The organism is Algibacter miyuki, assembly GCF_030409805.1.
Taxonomy (GTDB): domain Bacteria; phylum Bacteroidota; class Bacteroidia; order Flavobacteriales; family Flavobacteriaceae; genus Algibacter; species Algibacter miyuki.
In genome coordinates this window covers 383980-399852 of record NZ_JAUFQP010000007.1, presented here as the reverse complement: position 1 = coordinate 399852, position 15873 = coordinate 383980, and the positions used below count along the sequence as shown (strand labels likewise).

At 34.2% G+C, this 15873-nt stretch carries 17 protein-coding genes; 3 read left to right on the top strand and 14 right to left on the bottom strand.

The features are described from left to right. Positions 1 to 13 precede the first annotated feature (13 nt). Positions 14 to 1231: a GTPase HflX gene (gene hflX, locus QWY92_RS04790; protein WP_290268903.1), complete on the top strand. Its 1218-nt coding sequence runs from the start codon at positions 14 to 16 to the stop codon at positions 1229 to 1231. Between the two features lie 22 nt (positions 1232 to 1253). Further along, complete coding sequence (locus tag QWY92_RS04785; RefSeq protein ID WP_290268901.1) at positions 1254 to 3509, top strand: penicillin-binding protein 1A; 2256 nt, start codon at positions 1254 to 1256, stop codon at positions 3507 to 3509. A 69-nt stretch (positions 3510 to 3578) separates the two neighbouring features. Here QWY92_RS04785 and QWY92_RS04780 read toward each other — a convergent pair whose 3' ends face one another. From QWY92_RS04780 to QWY92_RS04725, 12 genes are all read right to left on the bottom strand, one after another. Continuing rightward, complete coding sequence (locus tag QWY92_RS04780; protein WP_290268899.1) at positions 3579 to 4520, bottom strand: DUF3078 domain-containing protein; 942 nt, start codon at positions 4518 to 4520, stop codon at positions 3579 to 3581. A gap of 138 nt (positions 4521 to 4658) precedes the next feature. After that, complete coding sequence (locus QWY92_RS04775; protein WP_290268897.1) at positions 4659 to 5165, bottom strand: DUF2480 family protein; 507 nt, start codon at positions 5163 to 5165, stop codon at positions 4659 to 4661. Between the two features lie 39 nt (positions 5166 to 5204). Next, complete coding sequence (locus tag QWY92_RS04770; protein ID WP_290269985.1) at positions 5205 to 5531, bottom strand: DUF59 domain-containing protein; 327 nt, start codon at positions 5529 to 5531, stop codon at positions 5205 to 5207. A gap of 89 nt (positions 5532 to 5620) precedes the next feature. Next, positions 5621 to 6043 carry a SufE family protein gene (locus QWY92_RS04765; protein WP_290268895.1) on the bottom strand — a complete coding sequence of 141 codons (423 nt, stop codon included), beginning with the start codon at positions 6041 to 6043 and terminating at the stop codon, positions 5621 to 5623. Between the two features lie 37 nt (positions 6044 to 6080). Then, the gene (locus QWY92_RS04760) at positions 6081 to 6485 is read right to left on the bottom strand and encodes an META domain-containing protein (RefSeq protein WP_290268893.1); all 405 of its coding nucleotides are present in this window, start codon (positions 6483 to 6485) and stop codon (positions 6081 to 6083) included. Positions 6486 to 6530: 45 nt separating this feature from the next. Further along, positions 6531 to 7745 (bottom strand): aminotransferase class V-fold PLP-dependent enzyme, encoded by a 1215-nt coding sequence (locus tag QWY92_RS04755; protein WP_290268892.1) that lies wholly within the window; start codon positions 7743 to 7745, stop codon positions 6531 to 6533. 112 nt (positions 7746 to 7857) lie between these two features. After that, positions 7858 to 9063, bottom strand: coding sequence for a sensor histidine kinase (locus QWY92_RS04750; RefSeq protein ID WP_290268890.1), 1206 nt, complete (start codon positions 9061 to 9063; stop codon positions 7858 to 7860). A gap of 93 nt (positions 9064 to 9156) precedes the next feature. After that, positions 9157 to 10470 carry a Fe-S cluster assembly protein SufD gene (gene sufD / locus QWY92_RS04745; protein WP_290268887.1) on the bottom strand — a complete coding sequence of 438 codons (1314 nt, stop codon included), beginning with the start codon at positions 10468 to 10470 and terminating at the stop codon, positions 9157 to 9159. 132 nt (positions 10471 to 10602) lie between these two features. Beyond that, the gene (gene sufC, locus QWY92_RS04740) at positions 10603 to 11355 is read right to left on the bottom strand and encodes a Fe-S cluster assembly ATPase SufC (RefSeq protein WP_290268886.1); all 753 of its coding nucleotides are present in this window, start codon (positions 11353 to 11355) and stop codon (positions 10603 to 10605) included. Positions 11356 to 11427: 72 nt separating this feature from the next. Next, positions 11428 to 11817: a hypothetical protein gene (locus QWY92_RS04735; RefSeq protein WP_290268883.1), complete on the bottom strand. Its 390-nt coding sequence runs from the start codon at positions 11815 to 11817 to the stop codon at positions 11428 to 11430. A 19-nt stretch (positions 11818 to 11836) separates the two neighbouring features. Continuing rightward, entirely contained in the window at positions 11837 to 13285 is a 1449-nt protein-coding gene (gene sufB / locus QWY92_RS04730; RefSeq protein WP_290268881.1) for a Fe-S cluster assembly protein SufB, read from the bottom strand. Between the two features lie 18 nt (positions 13286 to 13303). Then, positions 13304 to 13633, bottom strand: coding sequence for a HesB/IscA family protein (locus tag QWY92_RS04725; protein WP_290268878.1), 330 nt, complete (start codon positions 13631 to 13633; stop codon positions 13304 to 13306). A 747-nt stretch (positions 13634 to 14380) separates the two neighbouring features. On the opposite strand from QWY92_RS04725, the gene thiL reads away from it, so the two are divergent. Next, positions 14381 to 15424, top strand: coding sequence for a thiamine-phosphate kinase (gene thiL, locus QWY92_RS04720; protein WP_290268876.1), 1044 nt, complete (start codon positions 14381 to 14383; stop codon positions 15422 to 15424). Here the strand turns inward: thiL and QWY92_RS04715 are convergent. Both QWY92_RS04715 and QWY92_RS04710 read right to left on the bottom strand, forming a co-directional pair. Next, a complete protein-coding gene (locus tag QWY92_RS04715) occupies positions 15421 to 15543 on the bottom strand; it encodes a hypothetical protein (RefSeq protein WP_290268874.1) in 123 nt (40 codons plus the stop codon). The genes thiL and QWY92_RS04715 overlap by 4 nt on opposite strands. Beyond that, positions 15530 to 15832 carry a DUF1660 family phage protein gene (locus QWY92_RS04710; RefSeq protein WP_290268872.1) on the bottom strand — a complete coding sequence of 101 codons (303 nt, stop codon included), beginning with the start codon at positions 15830 to 15832 and terminating at the stop codon, positions 15530 to 15532. The genes QWY92_RS04715 and QWY92_RS04710 overlap by 14 nt, the downstream gene beginning before the upstream one ends. Positions 15833 to 15873: the final 41 nt, after the last annotated feature.

The window sequence follows — 15873 nt, the reverse complement described above, 5'->3', positions numbered from 1 at the left end:
GTAACTTTGCAATATGATAGAAGAGAAAGATATTTCTTTAGAACGCACTGTTTTAATAGGCGTTATAACTAAAGAGCAAGACGAAGAGAAATCTAGAGAGTATTTAGATGAGTTGGAGTTTTTAACCTTTACTGCCGGCGGTTATGCTATTAAGCGTTTTACGCAAAAAATGGATATGCCTAACCCGAAAACCTTTATTGGTACCGGGAAAATGGAAGATGTAAGGTTGTTTATTGAAGAGAACGATATTAGCACGGCTATTTTTGATGATGAATTATCGTCTGCTCAAGAACGTAATATTAGTAAAATACTAAACGTAAAAGTTTTAGATAGAACCAATTTAATACTCGATATTTTTGCACAACGTGCACAAACTAGTTATGCTCGTACCCAAGTAGAATTGGCGCAATGTCAATATTTACTACCGAGATTACGTGGTATGTGGACGCACCTTGAGCGTCAAAAAGGGGGTATTGGAATGCGTGGACCTGGTGAAACAGAAATTGAAACGGATAGACGTATTGTACGCGATAAAATTGCGCTTTTAAAAGATCGTATTAAAACCATTGATAAGCAAATGGCTGTGCAACGCGGTAACCGTGGTAAAATGGTGCGTGTGGCGTTAGTAGGATACACAAACGTTGGTAAATCAACATTAATGAATGTCATTTCTAAAAGTGATGTTTTTGCTGAAAACAAACTTTTTGCAACTTTAGATACTACGGTGCGTAAAGTGGTTATTCAGAATTTACCATTTCTTTTGTCGGATACCGTTGGATTTATTAGAAAATTACCAACCCAACTGGTGGATAGTTTTAAAAGTACGCTAGACGAAGTTCGTGAAGCCGATTTATTACTTCATGTGGTAGATATTTCGCATCCCAATTTTGAGGAACATATCGCTTCTGTAGAGAAGATTTTAGGTGAAATAAAAAGTGGTGATAAACCTACCATCATGGTGTTTAATAAAATTGACGCATACCAAGCGGAACATTTAGACGACGACGATTTAGAAACTGAACGTAGCGAAAAACACTATAGTTTAGAAGAGTGGAAAAGCACTTGGATGAGCAAAGTAGGTAATAATGCACTATTTATTTCGGCACTAAATAAACAAAATTTAGAAGATTTCAAAAAGCGTGTTTATGATGAAGTTCGTGAAATTCACGTAACACGTTTTCCATACAATCAATTCCTGTATCCCGATTATAATTACGAGGATATGGAATAAATAAATCCACTTATTTCATTTTATGACATTAATTAAACGCGTACTGAATAATAAATGGGTAAAATGGACATTGATTTGTTTTACTGCGGTTCTTGTGTTTTTTATCGGACTCTATATTAGTATTTATTTAGGGTTTTTTGGTAAAGTGCCAACGGCTACAGAATTAAGTTTTATAAAGCAAGAGGAGGCCACTCAGGTTTTAGATCAAGATGAAAAACTTATTGGTAAATATTATATTTATGATAGGCAGCCTTTACATTTTGAAGATTTTCCGAAACACCTTATTGATGCCTTGGTGGCTACTGAAGATGTTCGTTTTTTTGAACATGACGGTATCGATAATGTTAGCTTAATGCGGGTTTTTGTAAAGAGTATTCTATTGCAAGACAAGTCGGCTGGCGGTGGAAGTACCATAACTTTACAACTGGCTAAAAATCTATACGGCAGGCGGAATTATAAGTTTTTCAGTATGGTGATTAATAAGTTTCGAGAAGCTATTATCGCCAAACGTATTGAAAATATTTATTCCAAAAAAGAGATTCTAACCATGTATTTTAATACGGTTCCTTTTTCTGATAATACCTATGGCATTGAAAGTGCAGCTCGTAAATTCTTCAATAAACCAGCTTTTGAATTGACAAAGGATGAAGCGGCTACGCTAGTGGGCTCACTAAAAGCAAACAATTATTATAATCCAAGATTGAATCCGGAACGTAGCGCGGATAGACGAAACGTGGTGCTGAATCAAATGGTGAGATATGGAAATATGCCTCAAGATTCTGCTGATTATTATTCAGAAAAACCATTGGGGTTAGATTATAAATCTTTTAATCATGATTTAGGTATCGCGCCTTATTTTAGAGCGCAAGTTAAAAAGGAATTAGCGGCTATTTTAGATAGCATTAAGAAACCAAATGGGGATTCTTATGATTTATACCGCGACGGACTTATAGTGCATACTACGTTGGATATTGGCATGCAACAGATGGCGGAAGACGCCATGAAAGAGCATCTTGCTGTATTGCAAAATAACTTTGAAGCATCCTACGGAAATAGAGCGCCTTGGAAAAACAATAAAAAACTCATTGAAGGTGCTTTAAAAAGATTACCACTTTATAAAAAATATAAGGAAGCAGGTTTATCTGAGTCCCAAATTCATGATTCGCTTGCGGTAAAACGTGAAACAGAATTGTTTCAATGGAAAGGTGATACCATTCAAAATATAAGTGTTTTAGATAGTTTACAGCACTATTTAAAGTTTTTAAATACAGGTATGTTGAGTATTGCTCCTAAAACAGGTGCTATTCGAACTTATGTTGGTGGGATTGATTATCGTTACTTTAAATACGATCATATTTCGCAAAGTGAGCGCCAAGTGGGTTCAACATTTAAACCGTTTGTGTATACTGCTGCTATTGAAAATGGAATGGAACCTTGTACTTACTTTTCTTTAGCAGAAGTAACTTATAGTAATTATAATGGTTGGACGCCTTCGAATTCTGGTGGTGAAAATGAAGATGAACACCTTAACTATAATTTGGAAATGGCTTTGAGTAATTCGGTTAATACCATTGCTGTAAAGGTTTTAAATGAAGTTGGAATTCCTAAAGTGCTAGAACAGGCAAAAAAAATGGGGATTAATAAAGCGTTGCCCAACTTACCATCTATAGCTTTAGGAGTTGCAGAAATTAACTTGAAAGAACTTACGGGGGCTTACGCCAGTTATGTAAACAATAGCAAACCGGTTACACCTTATGCAATTACTAAAGTTACGGATAGAAACGGTAGAGTTATAGCTGAGTTTGAACCAGAAGTGGCTGAGCCTGCTTTTAAAGATTATACTCGACAGGTGATGTTGGAAATCATGCAATCTACAGTGAATAAAGGAACGGCTTCAAGGTTGAGAACAGCTTATGGATTACGAAATGATATTGCTGGGAAAACCGGAACAACACAAGATAATAAAGATGGTTGGTTTGTTGGAATTACACCAAATTTAGTGACTGTAACTTGGGTTGGGAACGATAACCAAGCCATTGGTTTTAGAACCACAGGGCTAGGGCAGGGTGCAAATTCAGCACTTCCTATATTTGCCAAGTTTTATTCTAAATTGAATGAAGACTCTACGTATAACGGCATAACAAAAAGTCGTTTTGAAGCACCTGCAGACCAAGTCATTTCCGATTTAGATTGTAATGAAGAAAAACGAGATGGTTTTTTTAAAAGAATATTCAGTAGTAAAAAGAAGAAGCGGAAATTTAAAGGCAATAAAGACTAGTTAAAACAAAAAAAACGCACATCCATTGATGTGCGCTTTTTTTTATTTCTTCTGTAAAAGAGAAAGTTATTAGAATTTATAACTTAAACCAACAGTGTAATAAGTTTGTAATTTGTTATCTACAGAGTCAAATGTTTCGGCTGGGTTACCACCATCTACTATTGCTAAGTTTTGGATATAATCTAAAGCTTCTTGTTTGTTACTTCTTAATCCAAAATCGAAACCAACACCAATCATTTTCCATAGTGTGTAGCTAAACGAGTTGGTCCAAGTAAAGTTGGATAAATCGCTAGATTTGTAGCTTTGGAATGTAGAGAAGTTTGTTTTGAAGTTAATTGCTCCAATTTGTCTTGTATAGTCTGCAACTATTTTAGCACCTAAAGACGATTCGAAAACTGAATCACCATCAGCAAATACAAAGTTGTAGTTTAAAGGATGAATAACAACAATTAAGTTTTCAATAGGTGTCCATGTAGCACCAATACCTACGTCTAAATATCCAGGATCGTTAAAGTTATCTAGTAAAGTTGTTCTGTATTCCAATAATCCAGAAGCCGCTAATGTTTTAGTAATATTTCTACCGTATAAAGATGAAATATTAAATACATCAGTAGTTGGACTAAAACCTTTATCGTCATCCGTATTGTTGTCTTTGTTATCTAGTTTTACCCAGTTTAAATTTGTGTTTAACGAGTTTCTCCAAAAGAATTTATCTTCAATTAAATTTGCGTAAGCGTTTAAAGTAAACCCAATGTTACCAGATGCGTTGTTTGGTGTGTCTTGCGAGTACCAGTTGTTAAAGTTAGATAAGCTACCACCAATAGTACCAAAAGCACCTTTTCTCCAACCTGGAAGTGCGTCAATTTTTGCTTGTATGGCAGTTGCTTCAGCTTGAGCAGCATCGGCTATAGCTTGTTTTTCTTCTTTTTGAGCGTGTAATTCTTCTTTAGTTTGCGCATTTACGGAAACCATTCCGATACAAAATGCCAATAATAATAACGTTTTTTTCATTTTTCAGTTTGTTTTAATTTGCGTGCAAATATAAGTTATTTTTAAAGTTTGATACAAAACGATAAAGCGGTTTATAACGTATTTGCTTTTATTGTTTGGACACTAAATTTGCTATTAAGTCACAATGAAATTAGGGAATTATCTCTTTTTGAAAAGGGGTACAGAGGAACATGCTTCGCCGTACATAATAGATTTGGCAACGGGTTGTAATTTTGTGGCCAACATGATGTATGCGTTTTGTGGTACCGGTTTTTTTGAGCAACCTTTTATAATAATGGGTTTGTCTTGAAACTCGGAAACATCTAAATTTCCAATAATATCTTGATAAATTGCGGTTTCTAAGTTTTCTAAGTCTCCTATAATGGTTTTATTGACGTAAGGTTCTAAATGAATGCTTAAAAGCATATAGGCCCAACCCGGAATTATAGCATCTGTACTGCAGGTTAAAGCAACGTACTGGCCTTGGTGTTGCGACCAATCGTATTCGGAAACTTGTAGTCTAAAATCTTTTTCTCGTAGCACAAAGCCCTCAAAAAGCCAATCTTTGATATCAAAAAGTACACGGTTACCTTGTGGATAATAATCTTCAAGATTAACCGTGATTAATATACTATTCGCAACGCGATTAATGATTTCGTCTGCCATAATTATTTTAGAAAATATAATAGAAACTTAATACTGTTTTTAAAGCATTCCAAGTTCTAATTTGGCTTCTTCGCTCATTAATTCTTGTGTCCATGGTGGATCGAAAGTAATTTCAACTTCGGCACCTTTTACTTCGTTTAATGATTTTACTTTTTCTTCAACCTCTAAAGGCAAAGTTTCTGCAACAGGGCAGTTAGGTGTTGTAAGTGTCATTAATATTTTAACGTCGTAATCTTCGTTTACGAATACATCGTAAATTAAGCCAAGTTCGTAAATATCAACAGGGATTTCTGGATCGTAAATTGTTTTTAAAACATTTACAATTTTTTCGCCTAATGCGGCTGTATCTATGGCTGGTTCACTCATGGTAATTTCTTTTTTACTCATTGCTCTAATTCTAAAATCTTATTGATTTAGACTCCAAATTGGAGGAGAGCAACAGGTTGATTTAAATGTTATTTTATTTGCGTTTGGTAAGCAATAGCATACAGTTTAAGCTGCTTTACCATACTAACTAAACCATTTGCTCGTGTGGGAGACAAATGTTCTTTCAATCCTATTTTGTCAATAAAATCGGTGTTGGCCTCAATAATATCTTTAGGATGCTGGTCGTTAAATACACGAATTAAAATAGCGATAATACCTTTGGTAATTATGGCATCACTATCGGCAGTGAATTCAATTTTTTCATCGTTCATTTCGGCATGCACCCAAACTTTACTTTGGCAACCTTTAATAATGTTGCTGTCGGTTTTATATTGGTCGTTAATTAAGGGTAAATCTTTCCCTAAATCAATCATATATTGGTAACGTTCTTCCCAGTCTTCAAACATGGAGAATTCGTCAATTATTTCGTTTTGAATAGCTTCAATAGTCACAATCTCAAATTTTTATGTAAAAATACAATAATAGAATTTACTGAACGGCTTTAATCAAAGTTTCAGTACCCGCTTTTAGGCTTAATGTTTTTCCTTCAATTGAAAAGGCATTAATTTTAGAAAGTAATGATAAAGTTTGGCTTTCAATAGCATTTGCTTCACCACGGCACATTTTTCGTGTGGTTGCTAAAGGGCCGAAGGCGATGGTTTCGTTTTCTACGGAATAAGTTCCAGAGAATCGGTTACATCCTGAGAAACCGGACACCGTATTTTTTTCAGTATCAAAACTAATACTTAGTTTTTCTGGAACTTCAGTATTAGCTTCTAGTGCTGTAATATGGAATTCTCCATTAAGATTCAAACTAGAGGTTTCTGCAGTAGTGGTATCTCCACAGGATTTAATAGAAATAAGGGTAATAAATAATAAACTTAATAATTTCATGATAAATTTTTCTCTTTTAATTTCAAAAATGAAGCCAAACTAATTTTATGACAGCATCATTTTAGCTTTTTTAATTCCTGCCACTAAAACATCAATTTCTGCTTTGGAGTTATAGAATGCGAAGGATGCTCTAACTGTACCTGGAATGCAATAAAAATCCATAATAGGTTGTGCACAATGGTGTCCGGTACGTACGGCGATGCCTAATTTATCGAGAATAGTACCCACGTCATACGGATGAATACCTTCTAAATTAAAAGAAATTACTGAAGTTTTATGTTTGGCAGTGCCGTAAATTTTTAAACCTTCAATGTTTTCTAATTGTTCGGTGGCGTAGGTTAATAACTCGTTTTCGTAGGTCGCAATATTATCGAAACCAATGTTATTCATATAATCTAAAGCGGCTCCAAAGGCGATGCCACCACAAATATTAGGTGTACCGGCTTCAAATTTATGAGGTAAATCGGCATAGGTTGTTTTTTCAAAAGTAACTTCGGCAATCATTTCACCACCTCCTTGGTAGGGTGGTAATTTTTTTAACCATTCCTCTTTTCCGTAAAGCATACCAACACCTGTTGGGCCACACATTTTATGTGCAGATGCTACGTAAAAATCAACATCTAAAGCTTGCACATCTGGTTTAACATGTGGGCAGGCTTGAGCGCCATCAATCAACACTGCGGCTCCTACTTCGTGTGCCTTTTCAATAATATATTCAATGGGGTTTATAGTGCCTAAGGCGTTCGAAATGTGGTTTACAAATACTAATTTGGTTTTGTTTGAAAGTAACATGTCGTAAGCATCCATTTCTAGATCACCTTCAATATTCATGGGGATTACTTTTAAAATGGCACCGGTACGCTCGCATAGCATTTGCCAAGGCACAATATTGCTATGGTGCTCTAAAGCCGAAACAATAATTTCGTCGCCTTTTTCTAGTAAAGACGTAAAACCATTGGCCACTAAGTTGATACTATGGGTGGTGCCCGAAGTAAATATAATTTCGTGTGTATGTTTCGCGTTGAAATGGGCCTGGATTTTCTGGCGTGCCATTTCGTATTTATCTGTAGCTTCTTGGCTTAAGCGGTGCACACCTCTATGGATATTAGCATTGTAATTACTGTAGTAATCTACTATACTATCTATTACAGCCTGTGGTGTTTGCGATGTTGCTGCATTGTCGAAATACACCAAAGGTTTGTTGTTTACTTGTCTGGATAGAATAGGGAAATCGGCTCTTATTTTGGATGCATCAAGCATAATATTTTATTTTAAATACAAAAGTACTAACTAATAATTTTAGTACGTTGTATATTCTTTTTTTTTGTGTGATTTGACGATTTTTTAGCTTAAACCTTAAGTTATTACGGACTTATTGTTCGAAAAACGTAAAATAGATTGAAGTTCCATTTTTTGCATTGGAAGTAGCCCAAATTTTTCCGTTGTAAAAAGAAACTATTTTTTTGCAAATGGCTAAACCTATGCCGGTACCTGACGGATTGGTATTCAATGATTTAAAATACAAATCGAAAACGGATTTTCTGCTGTCTTCAGGAATGCCAATGCCGTTATCTGAAATGCAAAATTGATAACCATTATTATCGATTTTTTTTGCTGAAACGTCTACATAAGCATCGCTATCTTGTTTAGAATAACGCACGGAATTTCTTATGATATTCGCGAAAATTTGAAAAAACAAATCTTTATTAGCTCTTATTACAGGTAGGTTAGTATGGGTTACTGTTAGTTTTTTTGTGGTTTCTAAATCTAATTCTTCTGCAATGTTGGAAATAAGTTCACCTAAGTTAAAATCCTCGGCTTTGTTTACTTCTAAGCTCTTCGAGTTGGTGTGAAAATTTAAGGTATTATCAATAATTTGCGTTAAATTTTCCAGTTTTCGATTACAAAGTTCGAGTAGTTTTTTATCCTTACTTTCTAATATGTTTTCGTATTTATCGGTAATTTTTCTATTTAAAGTTATGGTTGAAATTAATGGTGATTTCAAATCGTGAGCGGCAACTTGGGTAAACAGCGATAGGTCTTTGTTAGAGGTTTCTAGTTTCTCTAAGTTAGATGAAAGTTGTTTGTTTAAAGCTTCGAGTTGTTGAGATCTTGATTTAATTTTATTTTCAATTTTCAATTTTTCTCTTTGATAAGGATCAAAAGGAAATACTTCATTCGGTTTTGGAAATATAAGTGAAATGGAATGGCTTAGATGACTTATTTTAAATGATTCGTTGTGTTTTTCTATGATGAAAAGTGAACGAATATCTCCATAATCAAAAACACCGTGTAATAGTGGAATATCCCAATGCGCAACAGTGGTTACACGATAGATGTTGGGTGCTATTTTAGCCGATTCCATATCCTGTATTTTGATATTGAATGGTTCTGGAACCTGCTTAAAATCTTTGTCTATAGCTAATAACCAGCTTTTGTAATTGTATAAGGTTGTAGAAATGCCGTCTAAGCCAGAAAAATGTTCGGCCCATACTTCTTTTATGGCTAAATTTCGTTTGCTGTAAAGTTTAAGATAATGAATAACAAACTGTTCGGCGCTTGTTTGGAGAGTTGTCATATCTAAATGTACGAATTTTATTTAAACCGTAAGTAAAATCAACAAAAGATAAAAATCGATTGTTGATTTATGGTATTAGATTTGACTTATAATCTATAAGTCAAATCCGATATTTACACCTAATTTATTGGCGATAATTTTAGTAATACGTTGTTTCATTTCTGGTATTTTAACCGAGTTTAAAACATTGTTACTAAAAGCATACATTAATAAGGCTTTTGCTTCCTTTTTTGGAATTCCTCTAGATTGCATGTAAAATAAGGCGCTTTCGTCTAACTGCCCAATAGTACAACCGTGAGAACATTTAACATCATCAGCAAAAATTTCTAATTGCGGTTTGGTGTTAATACTTGCTTTGTCGCTAATTAATATGTTGTTATTCGCCTGAAAAGCGTTTGTTTTTTGAGCTTCTTTTTCAACAATAATTTTACCATTAAATACGCCTGTAGCGTTTCCTCCGAAAATACCTTTATAATCTTGGTGGCTTTCGCAGTTTGGTTCAATATGGTGTACTAAAGTGTTGTGATCTACATGTTGTTTTTCACCTATAATAGTTACGCCTTTTAAAATAGAATCAATACGTTCACCGTTTTGATAAAAGTTAAGGTTATTACGGGTTAATTTTCCTCCAAAAGTAAAGGTGTGTACCGAGGCTACACTTTCACGTTTTTGTTGGATGAATGTATTATCGATAAGTGAAGCGTTTTCATTATCGTTTTGGATTTTGTAATAATCTACAATAGCGCGTTTGCTAGCAAAAATTTCGGTAACACTATTGGTTAATACCGCATTATCACTTAAACTTTGGTGGCGTTCGATAATTTGAACATGGCTATTTTCACCTACAACAACTAGGTTGCGTGGTTGATGCAATGCAGCCTCATTTGTACCTGTTGAAAAGTGTATAATTTGAATTGGTTTTTCAACCAATTTATTTTTTGGAATATGGATGTATGCACCTTCTTGAGAAAATGCCGTATTTAACGATGGCATACTATCTTTAGTGGCAGCTTTGTTAAAATAGTTTTCTATAACCAAACGGTATTTTGGTTTGGATAATGCCGCAGACATTAAACAAACATCAATACCATCGTGAGTGGTTTCTGAAAGGTAAGAAGAGTATTTTCCATCTATAAAAATAACTTTATAAGAATCGATATCGTGTATAAAGTATTTTTTTATGTCTTTATAGTCGATTGAGGTGTCGTGTTTAGGAAAAACACTATAATCTTCTTTTAAAATCTTATTTAAAGAGGTGTATTTCCAAGCTTCCTCTTTTTTAGTAGGAAAGCCCTTTTCTTCAAATGTTTTTATAGCTTCGTTTCTAATATCGTGTATTTGAGTGTCAACATCAACGTTGTTTTCAAATGCTAGAAAAGATGATACTAATTTGTCTTTTAAATCCATTGTTTTCAGTTTTCAGTCGTGGCCTCAGTTTTTAATAAAAATTGAAGGTTTATACTGTTTACTATATTTTATAATCTTGAGGAATCAATTTTAAGTAGACATTGCACAGTGTGCCTGAATACTGAAATTGTTTTAAGCGTTTGCTTCTTCTTTAATCCAATCGTAACCTTTTTCTTCTAACTCATGAGCTAGTTCTTTTCCACCCGATTTTACAATTTTACCATTGTATAAAACGTGTACAAAATCTGGAACAATATAGTCTAACAAACGTTGGTAGTGCGTAATTACTACTACAGCATTGTCTTTGCTTTTTAGTTTGTTAACACCGTTTGCAACAATACGTAAGGCATCAATATCTAAACCAGAATCGGTTTCATCAAGTATTGCTAATTTTGGCTCTAACATGGCCATTTGGAATATTTCGTTACGTTTTTTCTCACCACCAGAAAAACCAGTATTTAATGAGCGAGATAAAAATTTACGATCCATTTCTAATAAATCTGCTTTTTCACGAATAAGTTTCAACATGTCTTTAGCAGGCATATCGTCTAATCCTTTTGCTTTACGCGATTCGTTAATAGCAGTTTTTATAAAGTTAGTAACAGATACGCCTGGAATTTCAACAGGATATTGAAACGATAAAAATACGCCTTTGTGTGCGCGTTCTTCAGCTGCTAATTCGTCAATGTCTTCACCTTCAAAAGTAATATTACCATCGGTAACTTCATATTCTTCCTTTCCTGCAATAACAGATGCTAATGTACTTTTTCCTGAGCCATTTGGTCCCATTATAGCGTGAACTTCTCCTGCTTTTACCTCAAGGTTAATGCCTTTAAGAATGCCTTTATCTTCTACGCGTGCGTGTAAATTATTTATTTTTAACATACTTTATATTTTAAATTCGATTGATTAGAATCACTTCTGTTCAAGTTAGAATTTGGTGTTATTTTATTTTTATTAATTACCCAGTTTTATAACGTTTTGTTCGTCTTCAGTTTGTTGTGGTGCTACGTTTATAATGTCTATCACTTCAACTTTCTGTTCCCAAAGAATTTTTTCGTCTTTTGCTGTGGTTACTTTTCCGCGTATTTCAACGGTAACCATATCGGTTTTTTGGTTTTTAAATTTTTGAGCTTCTTTATCCAGTGCTTTTAATTTCTCTGTAATAAATACGCCATAAATTTGATTGGTAGTTTGCAATACTGCTGCGCCATCGTAATAAACAAACTGACCTTTTAATAAGGTAAGATTGTCGTTTTGGTAAGCGGTTTCATTTTCTTGCTTGTTATTATTTTTACAGCTTATTAATACTGAAAAACAAAAAACTAAAAGACCAATTTTTTTCATTTATATTGCTTTATAGATGTTATCCTACAGAACCTTCTAAACTAATTTCTAATAATTTTTGAGCTTCAACAGCAAACTCCATTGGTAGCTTATTTAATACCTCTTTACTAAAACCGTTTACAATTAATGCAATGGCTTTTTCGGTATCGATACCACGTTGGTTACAATAGAAAATTTGATCTTCACCAATTTTACTTGTTGTTGCTTCGTGCTCTATTTTGGCTGTTTTATTTTTCGCTTCAATATATGGGAAGGTGTGGGCACCACATTCATTACCCATTAATAAACTATCACATTGCGAAAAGTTACGTGCATTATCAGCTCTAGAACCTATATGCACTAGTCCACGGTATGAATTTTGCGATTTTCCTGCTGAAATTCCTTTCGAAATAATAGTAGATTTTGTGTTTTTTCCTAAGTGAATCATCTTCGTACCGGTATCGGCTTGTTGATAATTGTTAGTTACAGCAATAGAGTAAAATTCGCCTACTGAATTATCACCTTTTAAAATACAAGATGGATATTTCCATGTTACGGCCGATCCCGTTTCAACCTGTGTCCAAGAAATTTTAGCGTTTTTCTCGCATAAACCTCTTTTGGTTACAAAGTTGTAAACTCCACCTTTACCTTCTGCATTACCAGGGTACCAGTTTTGTACGGTTGAGTATTTTATTTCAGCATCGTCTAAAGCAATAAGCTCTACAACGGCAGCGTGTAATTGGTTTTCGTCACGGCTTGGTGCAGTACAACCCTCTAAGTAACTTACGTAACTACCTTCGTCGGCAATAACTAAAGTTCTTTCGAATTGGCCTGTTCCTGCTTGGTTTATTCTAAAATATGTTGATAATTCCATTGGGCATCTTACACCTTTTGGAATGTAACAGAAAGAACCATCACTGAATACAGCCGAGTTTAAAGCTGCATAAAAGTTGTCCTTTGTTGGTACAACGGTTCCAAGATATTTTTTTACAAGTTCTGGATGCTCTTTTATAGCTTCAGAAATACTCATAAAAATAATTCCTTTTTCTCCTAAAGTTTTCTTGAAAGTTGTTGCAACAGAAACTGAATCGACTACGATATCCATAGCGACATTGTTCATTTTTTTCTGTTCATCAACAGAAATACCTAGCTTTTTGTACATCGCCAATAAATCGGGATCTACATCGTCTAAGGTTTTGTTTGGATCTACAGATGTTGGCGCAGAATAATACGCTATAGCCTGAAAATCTGGTTTAGCATAATGCACATTAGCCCATTCAGGTTCAGTCATTTCTTTCCAAACTTTAAAGGCTTCTAATCTCCAATCGGTCATCCATTGTGGTTCGCCTTTCTTTTTAGAAATGGCGCGCACAATATCTTCATTTAAACCAATAGGAAATGTTTCAGATTCTATATCGGTAAAAAAACCGTATTCGTATTCTTTGGTTTTTAGCTCTTCGCGTAAATCATCCTCGGTATACTTCGACATAATTCTTTTCTTATTTTGTTATAATGAAAACGATTCGCCACAACCGCAAGTACGGTTTGCGTTAGGGTTATTAAACACGAAACCTGTTCCGTTTAATCCTCCTGAATATTCTAGGGTAGTCCCTATTAAATACAAGAAACTTTTTTTGTCAACAATAATTTTTACACCATTATCTTCAAAAACCTTATCGCCTTCTTGATTTTCTTTATCAAACTTTAAATCGTAAGACAAACCAGAGCAACCACCACTTTTAACGCCAACACGTACAAAATCTACGGTAGGGTTGTAGCCGTCGTCTGTCATCAGTTCGATTACTTTCTTCTTAGCTGTATCAGAAACTTTTATCATAATTCTTAAATTAGATTTGCTCTAAATAGAGTGCAAATATACAATATAAGTCATGCATTTCAATAGAACCTAACATTATATTAGTAGATAGTTTTATAGAGTTTCTTTATGGTAGGATATTTATGGGGTATGTTGCGTTTTTAAGAATGGAATTATATGGCGTTGCAAGAGATTAGCGTAGGTGAATTATAGTTTGATTTAGGGAGGATTTTTGGATGAATGTTATTTTGGTTATGGGGTTATTTGTAATAAAACCTCATATAAATCATTGTAATATTTGGGCGCTTCGGTTATTTCGTTTTTATGGTTGTAGTTGAACTGCTTATTGCAAGATTTACAAATTAAACGAGGCGCGTTTGGGCTTGTCCGGTTGGGTTTAAAATAGTTGTGTCCAAAAGTCGCACAAAACAAATTTTTGTATGAATTTTTTATCATAGTTAGTAGTATTTGGGGATTACAAATGTACTGATTAGATTTAAAATAACCGATTAAATACCAAATAATTCGATTAAAAGTAGTTCAAAGTGTTTTTAATCGTTTGTTTTCTGCGGTTTTGCCTCGGAAGTTTGTGTGAATAGGTTTTTATACTACGATTTTAGTTGAATTTATTTTTTTTAGGTTGGGCTGTGGTCTATTTCTTTTGAAATAGAACAAGTTTTTGATGTATTTTGGATTCATTTCAATAATTCCGTAACGTTTGATGCTAAATTTCTATTAAAAACAAAATGAGCTTCTTATTTTTGCAGCATGATAGAAGATAAAAATCAACAACGTACACCATTAAGTACTTTAGGCGAATTTGCGCTAATAGATCATTTAACCAAGAATTTTGAGATTTCGCATACCTCTACTGTAAAAGGAATTGGAGATGATGCGGCTATTTTAGATTTTGGAGATAAAAGCATCGTAGTTACTACCGATTTATTGGTTGAAAACGTACATTTCGATTTAAGTTATATGCCATTAAAACACTTAGGTTATAAGGCTGTTGTGGTTAATTTATCTGATGTTTATGCAATGAATGCCGAAGCGACTCAAATAACGGTATCTATTGCGGTGTCAAATCGATTTCCTTTAGAAGCTGTAGAAGAATTATACGCAGGTATTGAAACGGCGGCAAAAATTTATGGTATCGATGTTGTTGGTGGAGATACAACGTCGTCTACAACAGGATTATTGATTTCTGTGACCGCTATAGGGCAGGTGCAAAAAGATGAAGCGGTTCGTAGAGATACAGCAAAAGTAGGCGATTTATTAGTGGTTACTGGAGATTTAGGTGCTGCTTATATGGGCTTGCAGGTGTTGGAGCGCGAAAAGGAAGTATATAAAGTAAATCCAAATAGTCAACCAGATTTAGAAGCGTATACTTATATCATAGAGCGTCAGTTAAAACCTGAAGCTAGAAAAGATATTGTTAAGCTGTTGAAGGATTTGGATGTGAAGCCAACTTCAATGATTGATATTAGTGACGGATTGTCTTCTGAAATTTTACACCTTTGTAAAGGAAGTAAAGTAGGTTGTGATTTATACGAAGATAAAATTCCTCTAGATCCTACCGTGATTACAGTTTGCGAAGAGTTTAATATCGATAGTACTACAGTGGCGCTAAATGGTGGAGAAGACTATGAGTTACTTTTCACAGTTTCTCAAGCCGATTTTCCTAAAATAAAAGCGAATCCACATTTAAGTATTATAGGGCATTTAGTGGAAGAAAGTGCAGGAGTGCATTTAGTAACACGTGCTAATACCAAAATTGAACTAAAAGCACAAGGCTGGAAAACTTTCGATTAATCGTCTGTTCGGGCTGTTCTGCTTTTTGCGGTATAGGATATGACTACAATTTGCATTAAATCGATAACTTCTTTTTGGTGTGGTCTTAATAATGTTGTAGGAAGTTTATAGTAAAACATGATTTTTGGGGTTAAGCGTTAATAATTCTTGTAATGGGTTGTGATTGTTTTTGCTGTGCTTGGCAACTTTGCTGTTGTGGATGCGTTCTAGAATACTGTTTATTTCTTTAAATTTTGGAGTAAGCTCAATTAAGCTGCCGTTACTGCTTGTTGTTAATTGCTTTTTGCAATGTGAACAAGTGTATTCGTTTACATGATAGGTTACTTTTTTTGAAACCTTGTAATTATGACCAAATATGTTGCAAAACATTTTTGGAATAAGTGCTGGTTTTTTTGGTGGGTTTTTCATAATATTCTGATTTGGTGTTGTGAATATAATGAAAAAAAGAA

Excerpts from the sequence above, each read along its gene's own strand:
- hflX (WP_290268903.1), top strand. The coding sequence starts at position 14 with ATGATAGAAGAGAAAGATATTTCTTTAGAACGCACTGTTTTAATAGGC.
- QWY92_RS04760 (WP_290268893.1), bottom strand. The coding sequence starts at position 6,485 with ATGAAATTATTAAGTTTATTATTTATTACCCTTATTTCTATTAAATCC.
- QWY92_RS04785 (WP_290268901.1), top strand. The coding sequence starts at position 1,254 with ATGACATTAATTAAACGCGTACTGAATAATAAATGGGTAAAATGGACA.
- sufB (WP_290268881.1), bottom strand. The coding sequence starts at position 13,285 with ATGTCGAAGTATACCGAGGATGATTTACGCGAAGAGCTAAAAACCAAA.
- thiL (WP_290268876.1), top strand. The coding sequence starts at position 14,381 with ATGATAGAAGATAAAAATCAACAACGTACACCATTAAGTACTTTAGGC.
- QWY92_RS04775 (WP_290268897.1), bottom strand. The coding sequence starts at position 5,165 with ATGGCAGACGAAATCATTAATCGCGTTGCGAATAGTATATTAATCACG.
- QWY92_RS04780 (WP_290268899.1), bottom strand. The coding sequence starts at position 4,520 with ATGAAAAAAACGTTATTATTATTGGCATTTTGTATCGGAATGGTTTCC.
- QWY92_RS04735 (WP_290268883.1), bottom strand. The coding sequence starts at position 11,817 with ATGAAAAAAATTGGTCTTTTAGTTTTTTGTTTTTCAGTATTAATAAGC.
- QWY92_RS04750 (WP_290268890.1), bottom strand. The coding sequence starts at position 9,063 with ATGACAACTCTCCAAACAAGCGCCGAACAGTTTGTTATTCATTATCTT.
- QWY92_RS04755 (WP_290268892.1), bottom strand. The coding sequence starts at position 7,745 with ATGCTTGATGCATCCAAAATAAGAGCCGATTTCCCTATTCTATCCAGA.
- QWY92_RS04770 (WP_290269985.1), bottom strand. The coding sequence starts at position 5,531 with ATGAGTGAACCAGCCATAGATACAGCCGCATTAGGCGAAAAAATTGTA.
- QWY92_RS04725 (WP_290268878.1), bottom strand. The coding sequence starts at position 13,633 with ATGATAAAAGTTTCTGATACAGCTAAGAAGAAAGTAATCGAACTGATG.
- QWY92_RS04710 (WP_290268872.1), bottom strand. The coding sequence starts at position 15,832 with ATGAAAAACCCACCAAAAAAACCAGCACTTATTCCAAAAATGTTTTGC.
- sufC (WP_290268886.1), bottom strand. The coding sequence starts at position 11,355 with ATGTTAAAAATAAATAATTTACACGCACGCGTAGAAGATAAAGGCATT.
- QWY92_RS04715 (WP_290268874.1), bottom strand. The coding sequence starts at position 15,543 with ATGTTTTACTATAAACTTCCTACAACATTATTAAGACCACACCAAAAA.
- sufD (WP_290268887.1), bottom strand. The coding sequence starts at position 10,470 with ATGGATTTAAAAGACAAATTAGTATCATCTTTTCTAGCATTTGAAAAC.